The organism is Aeromonas enterica (assembly GCF_054052465.1).
The window spans coordinates 139,647-159,446 of record NZ_JBSTYL010000007.1 but is presented as its reverse complement, the minus strand read 5'-3'; the positions used below and the strand labels follow the sequence as shown (position 1 = coordinate 159,446).

The window sequence follows — 19,800 nt, the reverse complement described above, 5'->3', positions numbered from 1 at the left end:
AGCTCAGGGTAAGGGGCTGCCAGTTATGCCAGAAGTGAAAGTTATGAATAGATCCCATAGCCAATGGCTATAGGCTGGCACAACCGACTATGGCTAGCGGATGCCAGCCAACAGCTTGCGGCTCTCGGCGACCGTGCGTTGCAGGTGTTCGCGCAAGAAGGGGTAGGCCAGCTCGCGAAACCACTTGTGAGCCGGATCCTGGTGATGGCGCTGGTGCCACAGCAGATGATACTGCTGGGTGCGGGTGGCAAACGGCAGCGTCCGGAAAGTGAGATCGTGCACGCGGGAGAGCTGCCAGGCGATATGGGCCGGGGTGGTCATCAGGCAGTCGGTGCGCAGCAACACCTCTACCGCAGCCTGAAAGAAGGGCACCCTGGCAAACCAGCGCCGGTTAAGTCCCTGTGGCACCAACACCTGCTCCACCGGGCTGTCCTTGTCGCCGCCACCGCTCACCTGCAAATGGGGCCAGGCGAGGTAGTCATCCAGACTGAGCGGATTGTTCGCCAAGGGGTGATGCAGACCCATCAGCACCACCAACCTGTCTTCTCCCTGATGCAGGCCACGGATCTGCTCCGGCACCAAATCCGTGATGGTGGAGACCAGATCCAGCTCGGATTGCCACAGCCGGGGCAGCTGACGCTTGTCCCACAGGCTGTATTCCAGCGCAGCAAGCGGCGCCTCTTTGGCCAGCGCCGCACAGATATCGGGCAGGATGTGCTGGGCCACATAATCGGACGAGGCAAGCCGAAACACCCGCTCGCAGCGACCGGGGTCGAATCCGGGTGCCTCATAGAGCCGATCCAGCGCACCGAGGGAGTCCGCCAGGGCCGCCGCCAGCGTCTCTGCCCGTGGCGTCAACAGCCAGCGCTGCCCCTCCCGCACCAGCAAGTCGTCGCCAAACTCGCTGCGCAGCTGACTTAGCTGCTTGCTGATGGAGGGCTGGCTCAGGTGCAACAGCTCAGCCGCCCGGCTGATGTTGCGGGTCTCCAGCAGCACCTTGAGGGTGGGCAGCAAGTTGAGATTGGCTTTGTGCAAGGGGCGGCCCCATAGGATGGTGGAAAGCCCTATCTTAGGGCAGGCGAGTCCTCGATTTTAAGCAAAATTTCCCGCTATTTTCGGCGGTTTTACGCCTCTTCCCTACCAGATAACCATGACCACAAGATGACAGTGGTTGCTCCGTGCGGCATAATTGCGCGATTTTCCGCCCGCGGGCGATCCACTTTGAGAAGCGGTAACAAGATGAAATACGCCAATATCACCGGTTGGGGCAAATGTCTGCCTCCCTCAGTGCTGACCAACGATGACCTCAGCACCATCATGGATACGTCGGATGAATGGATCTATCCGCGTACCGGTATCAAGGCCCGCCGGATCTCCCACGTCAGCACCTCGGATCTCGCCACCCTGGCCGGTCGCCGTGCCCTGGCCTGTGCAGGCCTGGAAGCGAGCGATCTCGATGGCATCATCCTCGCGACCGCGACTCCGGATAACCTGCTGCCCAATGCCGCCTCTGCGGTACAGAAGAAGCTCGGCGCCGTCAACGCCGCCGTATTCGACCTCAACGCCGCCTGTACCGGGTTTGTCTACTCCCTCTCCGTCGCCACCTCGCTGGTGCAGACCGGCATGATGAAGAAGGTGCTGGTGATCGGTGCCGAGCGCCTGACCTATCTGCTGGACTGGGCGCGCCGCGATACCGCTGTGCTGTTTGGTGACGGCGCCGGGGCCGTGGTGATAGAGGCAAGCGAGCAGGAGTGCGGGCTGATTGCCAACAAGCTCGGCTGTGACAGCGAAGCGCGGGAGATACTGCACGTCCCTAACTTTGGTACCGATCGGGTACGTTTTTCCGATGTGGATGGGCTCTTCACCTTCAACTTCGAAGGCCCGGAGATCTTCAAGCGTGCGGTGCGCGGCATGGGTGAAGCCACCGGCACAGTGCTGAGCCAAGCCGGCATCACCCCGGAGCAGGTCGATCTCATCGTGCCGCACCAAGCCAACATCCGCATCATCGAAACCCTGGCCAAGCGCATGAACGCGCCCATGGAGAAGGTGATGGTCAACATCGAAAATTATGGCAACACCTCCGCCGCCACCGTGCCCATCGCCCTGTGCGAAGCGCTGGAGCAAGGCCGCGTCAAGCCGAACTCCTATCTGCTGACCGCCGCCTTCGGTGCCGGTCTGACCTGGGGCGCCGCCATCATCAAGTGGGGCGATCGCGTCACCCCCATCAACTCGTGCGATGCCGAACTCCCCCCGTGCGACAAGAGCGCGCTTGAGCTGATTGCCCATGCGGTCGAAGGGTGCCAGAAGGCCCACGCCAACGAGGCCTAATCCTCATCAGGAGCCTGGGTCATCAGGCTCCTTTTTTATATGCACTTGCCTCCGCGCTATTCCCGCGTCGTTATCCGCCACTTCACTGCGCTCTCGTGTAGCCAAAGCCCCCGTCTGCAGCCTTCATATTCCTGTTTTATCAGTAGATCCCCCCGAATAGGACCGATTTGTAACCAAGTTATTTTTTTGCGCTAACCTTACTGAGCCATTTGTAACTAACGGGTTCGGGCGTGGATCATCCTCTCTGTCACCAGTGGGATAACAGCTTGTTCCCGCCCCGACTCACGTGCAGGGATGAGTTTGCGTATGACAGATCACAAGACGGCAGAGACCATTGCATTCTGGGACCCCGTGAGTTGGGCATGCTGCCTGGGCACAGGCCTGCTCAGCACCCTGCTGCTGACACTCGCTGGCAGCCCTCTGCCTTATCTGCTGGCCAACGGCGTGCTGGCACTGGGCGCGGCCCTCTGGTGCTCCCATCACTATCACGGCAAGCCGGAGGAGAACCATCACGACGAGGAGGCGGCCCATACCTGGTCTGCCGCCCAGCTCAGCCATTCCATTATTGGGCTCGAGCAAGTGTGCGAGAAAGCCGTCCCTATCTGGTCACAGCAGATTGAGAACTCCCGTCAGCAGACAGAAGGGGCCATGATCGATCTGACCCAGCGTTTCGCCGGGCTCACCACCAAGCTGGAAGAGGCGGTAGCCGCTTCTCACAATGCTGCGGGCGATCTCGGGGGAACAAAATCGGCGGGTATGGCTGCCGTATTGGCCGAGAGTCAGACCCAGCTCAACCAGGTGCTCGCCATCATGCATTCCGCGCAAGCCAATCGCGATGCCATGCTGGCGGAGATCAAGACGCTTACCGCCTACACCATAGAGCTCAATGCCATGGCACTCGACGTGGCCAAGATTGCCTCCCAGACCAACTTGCTGGCGCTCAATGCCGCAATAGAAGCGGCTCGGGCCGGCGAGGCAGGTCGCGGCTTCGCTGTGGTGGCCGATGAGGTGCGCACCCTGTCGCGTCTCTCCAGCGAAACAGCCCAGAAGATGACGGACAAGGTCGATACCATCAATAGCGGCATTGGCCGCGCCTTCCAGATAGCAGAAAGCGCAGCCGCACGGGATCAAGCCGCCGTCAGTGACTCGGAGCGTGCCATCGAGCAGGTGCTGGAGCGTTTTCGCATGGCCACCACCAGCCTGGCGGAGTCGGCCGCCCTGCTGCAGAGCGAAAGCTCGGGGATCCACCGCGAGATCTCCGATGTCATTGTTTCGTTACAATTTCAGGACAGGGTCAGCCAAATCCTCAACCATGTCCGCCAAAACATGGACAGCCTCAATGACCACCTGATTTCCTCACGCAACAGAACACACCAGTCCGGCCCCATCCAGATAGATGCACAGAGCTGGCTGGCAGACATGGAACTCTCCTATGCCACTGATGAACAACGCAACATTCATCATGGCCGCCGCCAGCAACCCATGGTGAATTCCTCCAGCAGTGCAGACGTTACTTTTTTCTAGGAGACAGATATGGCCAAAACAGTCCTGATCGTGGATGACTCGGCAACCATTCGCCAAGTCGTCGGCATGACGCTCAAGGGAGCCGGTTACGAGGTGATGGAAGCCTGCGATGGCAAGGATGCCCTCAGGAAACTCGACGGCAAGAAGATCAATCTCATCATCAGCGACGTCAATATGCCGAACATGGATGGCATCAGCTTCGTCAAGGAGGCCAAGAAACTGGCCAGCTACAAGTTCACCCCCGTCATCATGTTGACCACCGAATCTCAGGACAGCAAGAAGCAGGAGGGACAGGCGGCAGGGGCCAAAGCCTGGGTGGTCAAGCCATTTCAGCCTGACCAGATGCTGGCGGCCGTCGCCAAGCTCATCATGCCCTGAGTCAGGAGCCACCCATGCCGCTGCACATAGAGACGGGTGAACACAAGACGCTGATCAAAGTATCGGGGGAGATGACTATCTACACAGCCGCCGAGCTCAAGCTGGCACTCACCCCCCTACTTTACCACCAGCAAGCGCTGGAGCTGGATCTGTCACAGGTATCCGAGATGGACAGCGCCGGCTTGCAGCTCTTGCTGGCTGCCAAGAAAACGGCGCAGCAGCGCGGTTATCCGTTGCACCTGATCATGCACAGTCATGCTGTGCTGGATGCGCTGGAGCTGTGCCAGCTGACAACCTTCTTTGGCGATCCCACCCTCATGCCCCACGCGGATCACGCCTAGGCAGTCCCGGTGACAAGGAGTCATTCGTGAGCATCAATCTTGATCAGGCCCTGCAAACCTACATCGCCGAGGCACGCGAACTGCTGGAAGAGATGGAGTCCGCCCTGCTGACGCTGGAAAATGACCCGGACAACAGTGAGCTGATAGGCGCCATCTTCCGGGCGGCGCACACCATCAAGGGTTCCGCCGGCCTGTTTGGTCTTCAGCCAATCGTCAGCTTCACCCACATAGTCGAAGATTTGCTCGATCAGGTACGCAATCAGCAACTGGCGATCACCACGACACTTATCAAGGATCTGCTTGAGAGCCGGGATCATATCGAGCTGCTGGTCCGCCTGGTTGCAGAGCAGGGGGCTGTGCTTGGAGATGACGAACAGACACTGGACTCTCAGTTACGGCTCAATCTGGCGCGCCATCAGGCGGTCAGCCAAATCCGGTTGCCCGAATGCACCCCATCAGCAGAATCTGATCCGGTCAGCAAGGAGGAGGGCCATGTCAGTGCCACCTCACTGTGGCACATCTCCTTGCGCTTTGGCCCGGATGTGCTGCGCAATGGCATGGATCCCACCTCGTTTCTGCGCTACCTCGGCACCATGGGCACCCTTTGTACCATCGAAACCCTCCACGATGCCCTGCCCGACTGGGAACATTTCGATCCCGAGAGCTGCTATCTCGGTTATGAACTCGATGTCGACACCCAGGCCGACAAGAGTGCCCTGAGCGATGTGTTTGAATTCGTGCACGATGACTGCCGCATCAGCATATTGCCTCCCCACAGCAAAATCGCCGAATACATAGACCTCATCAATGCCCTGCCAGAAGACAGTGACATGCTGGGGCAACTACTGGTCAAAACGGGGGCACTGACCGCTGGCGAACTGGCGCTTGGCCTGCAAACCCAGCATGACAGTATGCAGATAAACAGTAGCAAGTTGGGGGAGATCCTGATTGCCCAGGGTGCCGTCAACGAGGTGGTCGTGGATGCCGCGCTCAAAAAACAAAACCAGAGCAAGGAAAACAAAACCAAGGAGGGTCGCTACGTCCGGGTGCATGCCGACAAACTGGATGATCTGATCAATCTGGTCGGCGAGCTGGTCGTTGCCAGCTCGGGTGCCAGCCTGTTGGCTCAACGTTCACGGGACAGCCAGTTGCAGGAGGCCAACTCCACCATCGCCATGCTGGTCGAAGAGATCCGGGATGGCGCCCTGCGCCTGCGCATGGTGCCCATCGGGGATACCTTCAACCGCTTCCAGCGCGTCGTACGCGACGTCAGCCACGAGCTGAACAAGGATATTGCACTGGTCATCACAGGCGGTGACACCGAACTCGACAAATCCGTGGTGGAAAAGATAGGCGATCCCCTGATGCATCTGGTTCGCAACGCCATGGATCACGGTATCGAATCAGCCGGTCAGCGCCTTGCCGCCGGCAAACCGGCGGTGGGTACCATGACCCTCAACGCCTATCACGACTCCGGCAGCATCGTCATCGAAATCAAGGACGATGGCGCCGGGCTCAACAAGGCAAGAATTCTGCAAAAGGCGCAAGAGCGAGGTCTGGTCACCGCCAATGCGGTATTGACGGATCAGGAGATCTACCAGCTTATCTTCGAGCCCGGCTTCTCCACCGCAGAGGCCATCACCAACCTCTCGGGTCGGGGTGTCGGCATGGATGTGGTCAAACGCAACATCACGGCCCTGCGTGGCAGCGTCGAGCTGGACAGCAAGCCCGGACAAGGGACCCGGGTGCAGATCCGGCTGCCATTGACCCTGGCCATCATCGACGGCTTTCTGGTCCGGGTCAGCACCACTCATTACGTCATCCCCCTCGATATGGTGATCGAGTGCGTGGAACTGACCCAGAGTGCGCTGGCCGATACTCAGGGGCGCAACTACCTCAACCTGCGCGGCGAGGTGCTGCCGTTCGTGCGGCTCCAGCACTACTTCGATGTCGACGGGGCGAGAGGGCGCAGGGAAAACATCGTGGTCGTCAGCCACGGCGGCAAAAAATCCGGGCTGGTGGTCGATGAATTGCTGGGGGAATTTCAGACCGTGATCAAACCGCTCGGCAAACTGTTTCAACGCCTGCGAGGGATCAGCGGCTCCACCATTCTGGGCGGCGGAGAGGTTGCCCTCATCCTGGATATTCCCTCCCTCATTCAACATGCCATCGATCAGGAATTGAGCCAGTACGCCCTTCCTCGCCAGCAAACTCAGCCAAGAGTCAATTAACACCAGGAGCCAGCCATGTTCAGAAACTCCACCATAAAAATGCGACTCACCATACTGCTCTGTCTGCTATGCGGGCTGCTGCTGGGCGTCGGTGGGTTGGGACTGTACAACATGCAGAGCAGCAACCAGGGTCTGCAACGGGTTTATAACGACCGAGTGGTCCCGCTCAAACAGCTGAAAACCATCTCCGACAACTACGCCGTCGCCGTCATCGACAACGTCAACAAAGCCAATGCTGGCCTCATCAGCGCCGAAGAGGCACTGCAACAGATCCAGCATGCCCAGCAGCAGATCAAGCAGGAGTGGCAGCATTATCAATCCACCAAGCTGACCGCTGCCGAGCAGCAGCTGTCGGCCGAGGCGGGCATCCTGTTCAGCGCAGCGGATCGCGACATCACCAGACTGGAGCAGTTTCTCGCGACCCAGCACGGCGTCATCACCGGTAGCCTCAATGAGTTTGACGGCAAGCTTTACGGTTCCATCGATCCCATCGGCAACAAGATAACCGAGCTGGTCAATTTGCAACTCGATGTGGCCAAAGCCGAATATGAGCAGGCCCAATCCTGGTACGACGCCATGCTGCTCACCATGATGATGGTGGTCACGGCGGGCATAGTGACGGCGGCCTGGTTTGGCATAGTGCTTATCCGCAGCATCATTGCCCCTATCAATCAGGCGCTGCAGGTGGCCAACCATCTGGCGGAGGGCAATCTCGACGTCACCATCACCATAGGAGCCAACGATGAGGCGGGCCAACTGTTGATGTCCATGCAGAACATGGTCAACAAGCTGACGGTTCTCATCAACGACATCGAAACCCTGGTCACAGCCGCCGTCGAGCAGGGGGATTTCAGCTACAAGATAGCGCTGGACAATCGGCAGGGTTATATCAAACGCCTGTCCGAGCTGCTGAACCGTTTGTCCAACGTCACAGATACCAGCCTCAAGGATGTCATGCGCATCGCCACCGCCCTGTCGCAGGGGGATCTCACCCAGAAGATAGAGCAGCCCTACCCAGGGATTTTTGGCCAGACCAAGGATGGCCTCAACAGCACCATAGACGCCTTGACGGCCATTATCGAGGAGGTACGCAACGCCGCCGACAACCTCACCAATGCCTCTAGCCAGGTCAGCACCACGGCCCAGTCTCTGAGTCAGGCTACCAGCGAGCAGGCCGCGAGCGTGGAAGAGACCAGTGCTTCCATCGAACAGATGAGTGCCAGCATCAATCAGAACACGGACAACGCCAAGGTGACCGACAACATGGCAAGCAGCGCCGTGCTCGAAGCGACCGAAGGGGGCCGCTCGGTACAACAGACGGTCGCCGCGATGCAGCAGATCGCTCGCAAGGTCAGCATCATCGACGACATCGCCTACCAGACCAATCTGCTGGCGCTCAATGCCGCCATCGAGGCAGCCCGCGCCGGTGAACATGGCAAAGGCTTTGCCGTGGTGGCCGCCGAGGTGCGCAAGCTGGCCGAACGCAGCCAGATCGCGGCGCAGGAGATAGGTGAACTCTCGACCAGCAGCGTCGATACCGCAGAGAAAGCGGGCAGTCTGCTCGACAAGATAGTGCCTTCCATTCGCAAGACATCCGATCTGGTTCAAGAGATCAACGCGGCATCCGGCGAACAGGCCAGCGCAGCTAACCAGATCAGCATGGCTATGAACCAGCTCAATCAGGTCACCCAGCAGAATGCTGCAAGCAGCGAAGAGCTGGCCGCTACCGCCGAAGAGATGAGCTCCCAGGCCAACGAGTTGCAGCAGACAATGGACTTCTTCTCGCTGGATAACCTGATCAGATCCTCAAAAATCAGCGAGGGTAAACATAGGGGAACGCCCCCCAGAGGCCGGTTTGTCATGCCAGCCCAACACCCGCAGCACGGCAACACGGCTTCTCAACCCCAGATTGAAGAGACCGATTTTGTCCGTTTTTAACCGGAGAGACTCATGAGCATGTCTACCGAATTGGTCCCACAGCCAGTCACGCTGGCTCATGACAATAAGAGTGATGCCCAGTATCTGACCTTCCTGATCAAGGGAGAAATGTTTGCCATCAACATTCTCGGGGTCAAGGAGATCATCGAATACGGCAACATCACCCCCATCCCCATGATGCCGAACTTCATCCGCGGCGTGATCAACCTCAGGGGAGCCGTGGTATCTGTGGTGGATCTCAACGCCCGCTTTGGCAATGCCCCCTCCAGCATCACCCGCCGTAGTTGCATCATCATCATTGAAGGGATACACCCGGATGATCCGGAGCACGGTAATCAGGACATAGGTGTCGTGGTGGATTCGGTCTCGGAAGTGCTGACCATTCCCTGCAACGAGATAGAGCCGCCGCCCAGTTTTGGCGCCCGTATCCGGGCCGATTTCATCAGCGGCATGGGCAAGGTGAACGGAAAGTTCGTCATCCTCATCAATACCGAGAAGGTGCTCTCCATCGACGAGATGACACAACTGAGTGAACTGACCCAGCAGCAGGAACGGTTGCTGGAACAGAGACAGCCAACGCCATAACCCAGGCGTCAACAACAACGAGAGTGTCGTTCACACCACACCGCAATGACATGTCGCACAAGGATAAGGCCCATGACTCAATCATTCTTTGGCAATCTCTTCGGCAACGGTAGCGCTTATACCTTGCAACAAGCACAGCTGACCCAGTTGATCGGGGCTACTCGCACCATTTCGCAGCGGATCGAGCAGGGTGAGCAGCCGGCCCAGCTGGAACTTGGCACACTGGATGGCCCGCTGCGGGAACTCTGTCAGGAGTTCAACCAAGTAATCACGCTGCTGGGCCAGCGGCTCAGCAGCGGGCTGGCCGCCATCAGCGCAAACCAGGCTCTGTACGACGAGAACCTGCGGGTACGCAAAGCGCTGGATGGCGCCTCGACCAATGTGATGATCGCCGATACCAATCTCGACATCGTCTATATGAATGAAGCCGTGCTCGCCATGCTGGGACAGGCGGAATCCGACATCCGCAAAGATCTGCCCAACTTTGACACCAGACAGCTGATGGGCAAGAACATAGACTCCTTTCACAAGGATCCGTCCCACCAGCGCAGCATGCTGGCCAAACTGGACAAGACCTACCGTGCGCAGATCTCGGTCGGTGGCCGCATCTTCTCCCTGATTGCCAACCCTGTCTTCAACGACAGCGGGGAGCGGCTCGGCTCAGTGGTGGAGTGGGCCGATCGCACCAAGGAGATCGCCATTGAAAATGAGGTGAAAGCAGCCAACGCGGCGGCCAAGCTCGCCGCCGCCGAAAGCCTGAGAGTCAAGAGGGCGCTGGATGGCGCCAGTACCAACGTGATGATTGCCGACACAGATTTGAACATCATCTACATGAACGAATCGGTCAAGGATATGCTGAACCAGGCCGAGTCCGACATCAGGAAGGAACTCTTCAGCTTCAACTCGTCCGCCCTGATGGGAGCCAACATCGACAGCTTCCACAAGCATCCAGGTCATCAGCGCAGCATGCTGGCCAAGCTGAACAACACCTACAAGACCCAGATCCTGCTCGGTGGACGCACCTTCTCACTCATTGCCAACCCGGTGTTTGGCGACGATGGCGAACGGCTGGGCTCAGTGGTCGAGTGGTCAGATCGCACCAAGGAGGTCGCGATCGAGCGGGAAATGTCGGAGATAGTGCAGGCGGTGATCAATGGCGAATTGCACCGCCGCATGGACCTGATCGGCAAAAGTGGTTTTTTCCAGACTCTGGGGGAAGGCATCAACCGCATCGCAGAAGTAATCGACACCAGTCTCAACGATGTGATCCGGGTGGTGCAATGCCTGGCCAAGGGGGATCTGACCCAAACTATCGTGGCCGACTACCCTGGCGTATTTGGCACCACCAAGGACTCCCTCAATCAAACCATCATTTCGTTGACCAACATAGTGACCGAGGTGCGGAGTGCGTCCGACAACCTCTCCAGCGCCTCTGAGCAGGTCAGCGCCACCGCCCAATCCATCAGCCAATCGAGCAGTGAGCAAGCATCCAGCATGGAGGAGACCAGCGCCTCCATCGAACAAATGAGTGCCAGCATCAACCAGAACACCGACAACGCCCAGGTCACGGACGGTATGGCCAGCAAGGCGGCCAAGGAGGCGGTGGAAGGCGGTGAGGCTGTCAAGCTCACGGTCGATGCCATGAAGCAGATCGCCAAACGGATCGGCATCATAGATGACATCGCCTACCAGACCAATCTGCTGGCCCTCAACGCCGCCATTGAAGCCGCTCGCGCAGGGGATCACGGCAAAGGCTTCGCAGTGGTTGCCGCCGAGGTCCGCAAACTGGCGGAGCGCAGCCAGGTGGCAGCTCAGGAGATAGGTGAACTGGCCTCCAGCAGCGTCGACATGGCAGAAAAAGCGGGCCGCCTGCTCGACCAAATGGTGCCCTCCATCAACAAGACCTCGGATCTGGTGCAAGAGATCAGCGCGGCCTCCGCCGAGCAGTCCACCGGTGTCAGTCAGATCAATATCGCCATGAATCAGCTGAGCCAGGTGACCCAGCAGAATGCCTCCTGCAGCGAGGAGCTGGCAGCCACAGCAGAGGAGATGAGCAGCCAGGCCGAACAGTTGCAACTTGCGATGGAGTTTTTCACCCTTGAACAGCACCGACATGGTTCCAGCCCGAAAACCACCGCCCCGCGCACCTCGACAAGAGGGCACTTCATGACCAGTGGCAATGGGCAGGATGGCTTAGACACAACTCCTCGCCCTCACAACGATGCTGATTTTGTAAGGTTTTAAACAAAGGACCGGGTGAGCATGATGCCCCGGTCCCCTTTTAACCACATGAGGCGCAGCGTGTACCAAACCCAGTTGCATGATGATGAATTTGCGCAGTTTCAACGCTGGATCCACCAAACGGCGGGCATAGATCTGTCACCGGCGAAAAAGGCCCTAGTCGCCAGCCGGTTGTCAAAACGGCTCTGCCATTATGAGCTGGACAGCTATGGCGATTATTTCAGCCTGATCATGAATAACCGGGGAGCCGAGTTGCAGGTTGCACTCGACCTGCTTACCACCAACGAAACCTATTTTTTCCGGGAGCCAAAGCACTTCGAGTTCATCAGCAAGCAAGTACTGACCCAATTGCCGAAAGAACGGGCAGTGCGCATCTGGAGTGCGGCCAGCTCGTCCGGCGAAGAGCCTTACAGCCTAGCCATGACACTTGCGGATACCCTGAGTCAGGGTGCTTGGGAAGTGGTTGCCTCGGATATTTCGAGCCGGGTGCTGGAGCAGGCCAGAGCGGGGCAATACCCCATAGAGCGGGCACACAATATTCCGTTGCCCTTTCTGATGAAGTACTGCCTGAAAGGCGTCGGCTTTCAGGAGGGCACCTTCATCATCGATCGCAAGCTCAGGGACAAGGTGCAATTTCATCACATCAACCTGAATCAGGATCTGCCCGACATCGGCCTGTTCGACATCATTCTGATACGCAACGTGATGATCTATTTCAATCGGGAAACCAAGGGGCAGGTGCTGCAACGTCTGGTGCCACGCTTGAAGAAAGGGGGCTATCTCATCGTCAGTCATGCCGAGAGCCTGAACGGCCTGCCCCACGGTTTGCAGCTGGTGTCGCCCTCCATTTATCTGAAACCCTGAGGGTTTCAAGATGAAAGAGATAGTGCTGCAACCGGGAGAGTTCTTTTTTGGTCAGGATGACATCATCATCCGCACCCATCTGGGCTCCTGCGTAGCCATCACCATGTGGCATCCGGAGCAGAAACGAGGTGGCATGTGTCACTACATGCTGCCGAGCCGTGGCCACAACGATGACGAATTGGATGGCCGCTATGCGGATGAGGCAATCCAGTTGTTTATCAATGAAATAAGCAAGTACCCCGCCCCCATTCATGAATATGAGGTCAAGTTGTTCGGCGGCGGCAACATGTTTATCGAACAGCAGACACTGAACACCATGAATGTGGCCATCAAAAACATCAAGGCGGCCTGGCAACTGACGCAGCATCTGGGACTGACCATCAAGGCTCACCACCTCGGCCACGCCGGCCACAGAAGTCTGATCTTTGATCTGGCCAACGGTAATGTCTGGGTTCGCCATCATCGCTTGCCACATCGTTAAGGGGACGGGAAATGAAGCAAATCAAGGTCATGCTGGTGGACGACTCCGCCGTGGTCAGGCAGGTATTACAGGCCATTCTCGAACAAGAACCCGATATCCGGGTGATCGCCACCGCCTCGGATCCGCTGTTTGCCTTGGAGAAGCTGAAAAAAGAGTGGCCCGATGTGATCGTGCTGGATGTAGAGATGCCGCGCATGGATGGCATCACTTTCCTCACCAAGATCATGGCCGAGCACCCCACTCCTGTAGTGATCTGCTCTTCCCTGACCGAGAAGGGGGCGGAAACCACGCTACAGGCCATGGCCGCCGGGGCCGTGGACATCATCACCAAGCCTACGGTCGGCCTCAAGAGCTTCTTGCAGGAATCGGCTCAGGAACTGGCCATGGCAGTGCGCGCCGCCGCCCAGGCCAATGTCAGACGGCAGGTCAAATCCCCAGCCCCCGGTGTCGCCCCCAAGCTCAACGCCGACGCCATCATGCCCGCGGCCGGCCAGCATCATGCCATGGCTCAGACCACGGAGCGGATCGTGGCGATCGGTACCTCCACCGGCGGCACCCAGGCGCTGGAAACCGTGCTGACGACCCTGCCCCGGGTCTGTCCCGGCATTGTCATAGTGCAACACATGCCGGAGAAGTTCACCGCCTCGTTTGCCGAGCGGCTCAACAACCTGTGCCAGATAGAGGTGCGGGAGGCGAAGAGCAATGACAGGGTCATTCCGGGCCTGGCGCTCATAGCGCCGGGGGGCAAACACATGCTGCTCAAGCGCAGCGGCGCCTACTATCACGTCGATGTGATGGATGGTCCCCTCATCAACCGCCACCGCCCCTCGGTGGACGTGCTGTTTCGCTCGGTGGCCAAGTTTGCCGGTGGCAATGCAACCGGCATCATAATGACGGGGATGGGGGATGATGGCGCCCGCGGGCTACGAGAAATGCTGGAAGCGGGCGCCAACACCTTCGCACAGGATGAGGCCTCCTGCGTGGTGTTCGGCATGCCCAAAGAGGCCATCAAGCTCGGGGCCGCCCGCCACATATTGCCGCTGCAGGATATTCACCACGCCATCGTCGGTCGCTAGCACTCGCACATCAGCCCATGCACATGATGCCCAAGTCTACCGGGCATCATGGTATCAGCCAGGCATGTCATCAAGCAGCGCGAACAGCCTATCGATCTCGGCCTGCGTGTTGTAATGCATGCAACCCACCCGCAACACCCCCTCACTCACCCCCAACTGTTCCACCAGCGCCAGCGCATAGAAGTGGCCAGCCCAACTGCATACCTGATGCTGGCCGAGATACTCGGCCATCTCGATCGGCGTATGGCGGTTCGAGGTGATGGCGAAGGTAGGGGTGCGCCCCCTGCTGTCGTTGATGCCGTGCAGGGTGAACCAGGGCCGCTCGGCCAACTTGGCCAGCAGATGAGCGCTGAGCCGCTGCTCATGGGCCTGGCTGTGGGCAAATGCCAGATCGAGGCGCGTTTCCAGATCGTGTTCGGCGGCGTCCAGCCCGGATAGCGAGGCCAGATATTCAACGGTCGCCTCCACACCGGCAAGGGCCTCCCAGTTCTGGGTGCCGGTTTCCCACTTGTAAGGCGCCACATTCTTCGCAGGCTCCACCTTGTAGGGAGTAAACCGCTCCAGATGGCGGTGCTTGCCATACAGGATGCCAAGGTGCGGACCGAAGAACTTGTAGGCTGAACAGCCGAGAAAGTCACAATCCCAAGCCTGCACGTCGATGCGCTCGTGGGGGGCAAAATGGACCGCATCCACATACAGCAGTGCCCCGACCTCGTGCACGGCATCAGCGACGCGAGCAATATCGACCAGAGTCCCCGTGGTATTGGACGCGGCCGTCACCGCCACCAACCGGGTCTTGGGGCCCAGCAATGTCAGCAAATGCGCATAGTCGAGCCCTCCGCTCGCCACATCCACCCTCACCTGATGTACCACCACGCCGCGATCGGCCGCCGCCTGCTGCCAGCTCGACACATTGGAGTAGTGATCCAGCGCACTGACGATGATCTCGTCCCCCGCCTGCCACTCCCGTGACAGGGCACGGCTGACTGCAAACGTCAGGGTGGTGAAATTGGCGCCAAAGACGATCTCTTCAACCCGCTCCGCTCCCAGCAGAGTCGCCATGGCCTGCCTTGCTCGCAGTGCCTGCTGCTCCGTGGCACGGGCCGAGAAGAAGGGACCGCCCAGATTGGCGTTGAAGTGGCCCAGATAGTCGGTCATGGCCGTAAGCACAGGGCGAGGCACCTGAGCGCCACCCGGACCGTCGAAGAAGATGGGAGTCTTGCAATCAACCAATTGATTGAGGGCGGGAAACTGGCCGCGCAACACGGCGATATCGAGAGCTTGCATAGAAGAGTCCACAGTCCATGTTAACAGTTGAATAACATGGTGAGAGTAAAATGCGGCAGCAGCAATGTCCATCCGTGAACAGGTCAGCCATCACAGTTACAAGGAGAGGCCATATTTTCAGTATAAAATGCTGGCAAGCCACACCTGGTCCACCCACCCAACAGCGCCTGTCGCCACGGACATCTCGTCGCATTCATGCCGGAAATCGATACAGAAGTCGTTGATAAGGATGAAAAATGAGCGAAAGATATCAAAAAATGACCGACTCGCACTTTTTTGTCGCCAGATATCATCAGAAGGGGTTCACAAAGCTGCCGGATCTGATACTATGCGCCTCGCACTTGGGGAGGGGTTCCCGAGCGGCCAAAGGGATCAGACTGTAAATCTGACGGCTCTGCCTTCGAAGGTTCGAATCCTTCTCCCTCCACCATTCAAGTGCAAAAGTAGTGACAATCAGGAAATACCCCGTGGAGGGGTTCCCGAGCGGCCAAAGGGATCAGACTGTAAATCTGACGGCTCTGCCTTCGAAGGTTCGAATCCTTCTCCCTCCACCATTTCCCGATTGCAATGGCTGAATACAATGTGCTTTGCCCCTGTGGAGGGGTTCCCGAGCGGCCAAAGGGATCAGACTGTAAATCTGACGGCTCTGCCTTCGAAGGTTCGAATCCTTCTCCCTCCACCATCATTTAAAGAACCCGGCTAAATGCCGGGTTTTTGCTTTTCTGAATTGAATCCATTTGACACTGTAAGATCTGACAATTGCATACCATGCTGATTTTGGAAACAGTAAGGGCATATCAGTCAGAGGCATAGCCATGTTTGAAATTTGGGATGAGACGGGACAGGCAAGCAGTTTGACGCTACCGCAGTTGCGGCTGCGGCTGGCCGGCTATCGAGGCGAGGTCATGGTGCGTTACACCAATCGCATCGGCCTGCCGACGACGCTGTTCCTGACCGTCGATCAGGGGCTGGCTTACCAGCGCTTCAAGGAGGATACGCCCTTGCTCGACTGGTCCTGGCTGGCGCAGGCCGTGCAACCTGATTCAATCCGTGCTCCTGCTTTTCCCCCTCTAAGCGCAGTCTCTTCCTGACCCCTCTTTATAGGTTCTGGCAAGCAACACGGTCAGCTCATCGATTATCTGCTGCAACAGGGCCCTGAAATCGGCCAGTTCGGCTTCACACTGACCGGCTCCCTCCCTGCGGATCTTCTCTTCCAGATGCCAGGCTTGCTGCGCCAGATCGCTCACCATCATCATGGAGATGGTGCCAGCCTGACGATGTACCCAGTTTGCCAGCGCCTTGTCGTCGTCATGCACCAGCGCCAAGGATTGCTCCAGCTCCTGGCGAAACAGGGTCAGCATCTGCTCAAGCGGCGCCCCCACCCCGAAGAAGCGTTGCAGCGACGCGAGATCGAGCAGCCTGGAGGCCGGCAACATGTGCCACTTCGTCAGCATCTGGCGAAGCCCGTCCAGCCGCACTGGCTTGCCCAGCACATCGTTCATGCCTGCCGCCAGGCAACGTTGCGCCTGCTCCGGCATCACATTGGCCGTCATGGCGATAATGGGAAGCCACGCCAGCTCCCCGGTTGCACGCACCTGGCGGGTAAAGTCATATCCATCCATCACCGGCATCTGGCAGTCACACAGGATCAGGTCATAACTGTGCTGTGCCAGCATGGCGAGCGCCTGCTGACCATTCTCGGCCAGATCGCACACCAGGTTCAGCTGCTTGAGCTGACGCTGCACCAGCATCTGGTTGAGGTGATGATCCTCGACCACCAGCAAGCGGCCTGGCAATGGGGCAATGGCTGGCTCGACCACGAGATGATCGGTCCGCAGTTGCTCGCCCCAGCCGAGCTGGCGATAGCAGACCTCCCGCACCGCCTGCCAGGTCAGGGGATTGCTGTTGAGCCAGAACTGCCCCTCTCGCCACTGATATCCCAGGGCATTGCCCAGCGGCGCAATACAGATGCCGTTATCCGGTTGACTCGCGGCATCGCCAAATACCAGGTCGGCCGTCTGCCGGTCATCACTTATCTGCACGCCCAGCGACAGCAGATGCAGTCGCAAGGTATGGCGCAGCTTGCCATCAGCCTGCGCCATGAAGGCGCTCAATCCGGCGAGCATGGGATCATGTTCACACCGCTGTTCAAGGGGTAGCGTGACCAACAACCCGATGAAGGTCCCAAGCCCGGGAGCACTTTCCAGCCGGATCTCCCCCCCCATCAGTTCGGCCAGAGTGTGGCTGATGCTGAGGCCCAGCCCGGTTCCGCCATAACTGCGGGTAGTGGCGCCATCGGCCTGCTCAAAGGCGTTGAAGATGCGGGCCTGCACCTCGGCGCTCATGCCGATGCCGGTATCCTGCACCCCGATCAGCAGCTGCTGTTCTCCGTCAGTTTGCCCCTCCAGCTTGATGGAGATCTCGATGAAACCGCGCTCGGTGAACTTGATGGCATTGCTGGCCAGATTGAACAGCACCTGCTTGAGCCGCAGCACATCGCCACAAAAACGGGCGCCCACCTCATCATCGACATGCAGATAGATCTGCAAGCCCTTGCGCAGCACCTCGCTGCTGGTCATGGTCAGTACGCTGTCGATAATCTCGCGCAGCAGGAAGCTGGTGGGCGCCAAACCCATCTTGCCCGCATCCAGCTTGGAGTAATCCAGCACGTTGCCGATCAGTTGCAGCAGTCCGTCGGCGCCCTGGTTGATGATGGCCACCATCTGCCGCTGCTCCAAATCAAGCTGGGTAAAGCTCAACTGTTCCGCCATGCCGACGATGCCATTCATGGGGGTGCGAATTTCATGGCTCATGGTGGCCAGAAATTCAGCCTTCTTGCTGGCCGCGAGCTCGGCGATCTCCTTGGCCCTGGCCAGGGCTGCCTCCACCTGGCGGCGGCGCAAGATCTCCTGGCGCAAGCGCCAATAAGCGATGGAGAGCGCAAGGATAAACAAGGTGAGACCGGCACCGACGGGGATCAGGGTACGGATCAGTCTTTGCCATGGAATACCCTCGTTGTAGCTCACCGCCAGCCAGGTATTGCGGATCTGCTGTCGCTCCTTGTCGCTCATGCTGGCCAGCACCCGGTTGATCAGCGGCAACAAGGGGGTATAGGGTTCACGCACCGCCACCGCCAGCTCATCCTTGAACGGAGTGGGCGCCACTATATGCAGGCTGTCATCAAACCTCTCATTGATAAGCCGTGATATCACGGCCAGATTGCCCATATAGGCATCCCCCGCCCCTGCGGCCACCATGGCCAGCCCTTTCTCCGGACCGGGCACCACTGTGATCCGGATGTCCGGGATACGCGCCTTCAGCGCTGCGGTCAGCATGCTGTCGGTGACGATCAGATGCTTGCCCGCCAGTTCGGCAAAGCCACCGATCGTATTGCTGCCACGGGCCATGGCGATCACCACAGGAAAGGAGGCAATGGGCTGACTCAGCTGCCAACCCACCATCTGTTGACTGATGCGGGTGGGAATGATGGTCAGATCAACCTCCCGATGCAGCAGCGCCTGCAACAGCTCGAGCCAGCTTTGATCCGTATCGTAGAGATACGCCAGCCCCAGCTTGTCCTTGAACAGCGCCAGATAGTCACCAATAAGACCTGCCACCTTGCCCTGGCTGTCCGTATAGGAAAAAGGCATCCAGCCCTGGATAAAGCCCAATTTCAAAGGTGGCAAATGAGAGAGCCACTCCCGCTCATCGGGCCGCAGCAAAAAAGCACTGTGGCCCAGAAAACTCAGGCTGTTGTCACCCAGCCAGCGCTGCTCCAGGGTGCTGCGCTGCTCCACCGTCAGCGCCTGAATGGCCGTATCAAAGCGAACCCCCAGCCGGGACTTATGCTTGCTGATGCCCAGATAGAGGCTTTCCATCAGCAAAGGGGACTGGGCCACCACCGCCAATTCGGGGTGTCGGGCAATAAATTGATTGGTGACATGCAGGTTGCCGATATAGGCATCTGCCTGTTTATCCAGCACCGCCTGCAAGGCCGCGCTGGAGTCCTGGAACAGAACGCGGGAGACATCGGGATAATGGAGCCTGACCAGTTTCTCGGTCAGAAAACCGGCTTCGATGGCAATGCGTGATTGATTCAAGCCACTGACATCACGAAAGAAAGGGGAATCATGGCGCACCACGACCACGGTCGGGGACGAATAATAAGGGCGAGTATATGAAATACATTCACGCTCTTCCGAGCGAAAGGCATCCAGTAAAATATCGACCTCACCTTTGCAGCTGGCCGCATATAACTGGTTCCAGTCGGGGTAGGCTTTCCACTCAATCTGGTAGTCAAGGTTCTTGGCCAAGATGCTTATCAGCTCGACACTGAAGCCGCTGCCATTATGTCCATCCCACTGCTGAAATGGTCCCCATCCACCCACTAATAACCCGACTCTTACTGTTGGCAATAAAACGGCTTTTTTAGCAAAGAGTGGTTGACTGAATATGCTGATATTAAATACCAGCATAACGATTATGCATCGGGATATAGCCACACGAGGACACCTCATAGTGCCAAT

15 protein-coding genes and 3 tRNA genes are annotated in these 19,800 nt (G+C 58.3%); 15 read left to right on the top strand and 3 right to left on the bottom strand.

Annotated features, from left to right (window positions below):
- Positions 1-93 precede the first annotated feature (93 nt).
- Positions 94-1,035: a LysR family transcriptional regulator gene (locus ACW5XD_RS10280; RefSeq protein WP_456494814.1), complete on the bottom strand. Its 942-nt coding sequence runs from the start codon at positions 1,033-1,035 to the stop codon at positions 94-96.
- A gap of 204 nt (positions 1,036-1,239) precedes the next feature.
- Between ACW5XD_RS10280 and ACW5XD_RS10275 the strand changes: the two genes are divergently transcribed.
- From ACW5XD_RS10275 to ACW5XD_RS10225, 11 genes are all read left to right on the top strand, one after another.
- A complete protein-coding gene (locus tag ACW5XD_RS10275) occupies positions 1,240-2,328 on the top strand; it encodes a beta-ketoacyl-ACP synthase 3 (RefSeq protein ID WP_456494813.1) in 1,089 nt (362 codons plus the stop codon).
- 306 nt (positions 2,329-2,634) lie between these two features.
- Positions 2,635-3,852: a methyl-accepting chemotaxis protein gene (locus tag ACW5XD_RS10270; RefSeq protein WP_456494812.1), complete on the top strand. Its 1,218-nt coding sequence runs from the start codon at positions 2,635-2,637 to the stop codon at positions 3,850-3,852.
- Between the two features lie 9 nt (positions 3,853-3,861).
- The gene (locus tag ACW5XD_RS10265; protein WP_042867032.1) at positions 3,862-4,230 is read left to right on the top strand and encodes a response regulator; all 369 of its coding nucleotides are present in this window, start codon (positions 3,862-3,864) and stop codon (positions 4,228-4,230) included.
- Between the two features lie 14 nt (positions 4,231-4,244).
- Positions 4,245-4,571, top strand: a complete 327-nt coding sequence (locus tag ACW5XD_RS10260; protein ID WP_456494811.1) for an STAS domain-containing protein — start codon at positions 4,245-4,247, stop codon at positions 4,569-4,571.
- A 26-nt stretch (positions 4,572-4,597) separates the two neighbouring features.
- On the top strand, positions 4,598-6,802 hold the full coding sequence (locus tag ACW5XD_RS10255) for a chemotaxis protein CheA (protein WP_456494810.1): 2,205 nt from the start codon (positions 4,598-4,600) through the stop codon (positions 6,800-6,802).
- 15 nt (positions 6,803-6,817) lie between these two features.
- Entirely contained in the window at positions 6,818-8,740 is a 1,923-nt protein-coding gene (locus ACW5XD_RS10250; RefSeq protein ID WP_456494809.1) for a methyl-accepting chemotaxis protein, read from the top strand.
- Positions 8,741-8,752: 12 nt separating this feature from the next.
- Positions 8,753-9,325 carry a chemotaxis protein CheW gene (locus ACW5XD_RS10245; RefSeq protein WP_456494808.1) on the top strand — a complete coding sequence of 191 codons (573 nt, stop codon included), beginning with the start codon at positions 8,753-8,755 and terminating at the stop codon, positions 9,323-9,325.
- A 72-nt stretch (positions 9,326-9,397) separates the two neighbouring features.
- Positions 9,398-11,569 carry a methyl-accepting chemotaxis protein gene (locus ACW5XD_RS10240; RefSeq protein WP_456494807.1) on the top strand — a complete coding sequence of 724 codons (2,172 nt, stop codon included), beginning with the start codon at positions 9,398-9,400 and terminating at the stop codon, positions 11,567-11,569.
- Positions 11,570-11,626: 57 nt separating this feature from the next.
- Positions 11,627-12,430, top strand: a complete 804-nt coding sequence (locus tag ACW5XD_RS10235) for a CheR family methyltransferase (protein WP_456494806.1) — start codon at positions 11,627-11,629, stop codon at positions 12,428-12,430.
- Positions 12,431-12,440: 10 nt separating this feature from the next.
- Positions 12,441-12,911 carry a chemoreceptor glutamine deamidase CheD gene (cheD, locus tag ACW5XD_RS10230; RefSeq protein WP_456494805.1) on the top strand — a complete coding sequence of 157 codons (471 nt, stop codon included), beginning with the start codon at positions 12,441-12,443 and terminating at the stop codon, positions 12,909-12,911.
- 11 nt (positions 12,912-12,922) lie between these two features.
- Positions 12,923-13,987: a protein-glutamate methylesterase/protein-glutamine glutaminase gene (locus tag ACW5XD_RS10225; RefSeq protein WP_456494804.1), complete on the top strand. Its 1,065-nt coding sequence runs from the start codon at positions 12,923-12,925 to the stop codon at positions 13,985-13,987.
- A 54-nt stretch (positions 13,988-14,041) separates the two neighbouring features.
- Here the strand turns inward: ACW5XD_RS10225 and ACW5XD_RS10220 are convergent, their stop codons facing one another.
- Positions 14,042-15,274, bottom strand: coding sequence for a cysteine desulfurase-like protein (locus ACW5XD_RS10220; RefSeq protein WP_456494803.1), 1,233 nt, complete (start codon positions 15,272-15,274; stop codon positions 14,042-14,044).
- 345 nt (positions 15,275-15,619) lie between these two features.
- On the opposite strand from ACW5XD_RS10220, the gene ACW5XD_RS10215 reads away from it, so the two are divergent.
- From ACW5XD_RS10215 to ACW5XD_RS10200, 4 genes are all read left to right on the top strand, one after another.
- Positions 15,620-15,704: transfer RNA gene (locus ACW5XD_RS10215), tRNA-Tyr, on the top strand.
- A 39-nt stretch (positions 15,705-15,743) separates the two neighbouring features.
- A tRNA-Tyr gene (locus ACW5XD_RS10210) sits at positions 15,744-15,828 on the top strand.
- A 43-nt stretch (positions 15,829-15,871) separates the two neighbouring features.
- A tRNA-Tyr gene (locus ACW5XD_RS10205) sits at positions 15,872-15,956 on the top strand.
- A 133-nt stretch (positions 15,957-16,089) separates the two neighbouring features.
- Positions 16,090-16,365, top strand: a complete 276-nt coding sequence (locus tag ACW5XD_RS10200; RefSeq protein ID WP_456494802.1) for a hypothetical protein — start codon at positions 16,090-16,092, stop codon at positions 16,363-16,365.
- On the opposite strand, the gene ACW5XD_RS10195 is transcribed toward ACW5XD_RS10200, so the two are convergent.
- A complete protein-coding gene (locus ACW5XD_RS10195) occupies positions 16,345-19,791 on the bottom strand; it encodes a response regulator (RefSeq protein ID WP_456494801.1) in 3,447 nt (1,148 codons plus the stop codon). The two genes, ACW5XD_RS10200 and ACW5XD_RS10195, sit on opposite strands and share 21 nt — an antisense overlap.
- Positions 19,792-19,800: the final 9 nt, after the last annotated feature.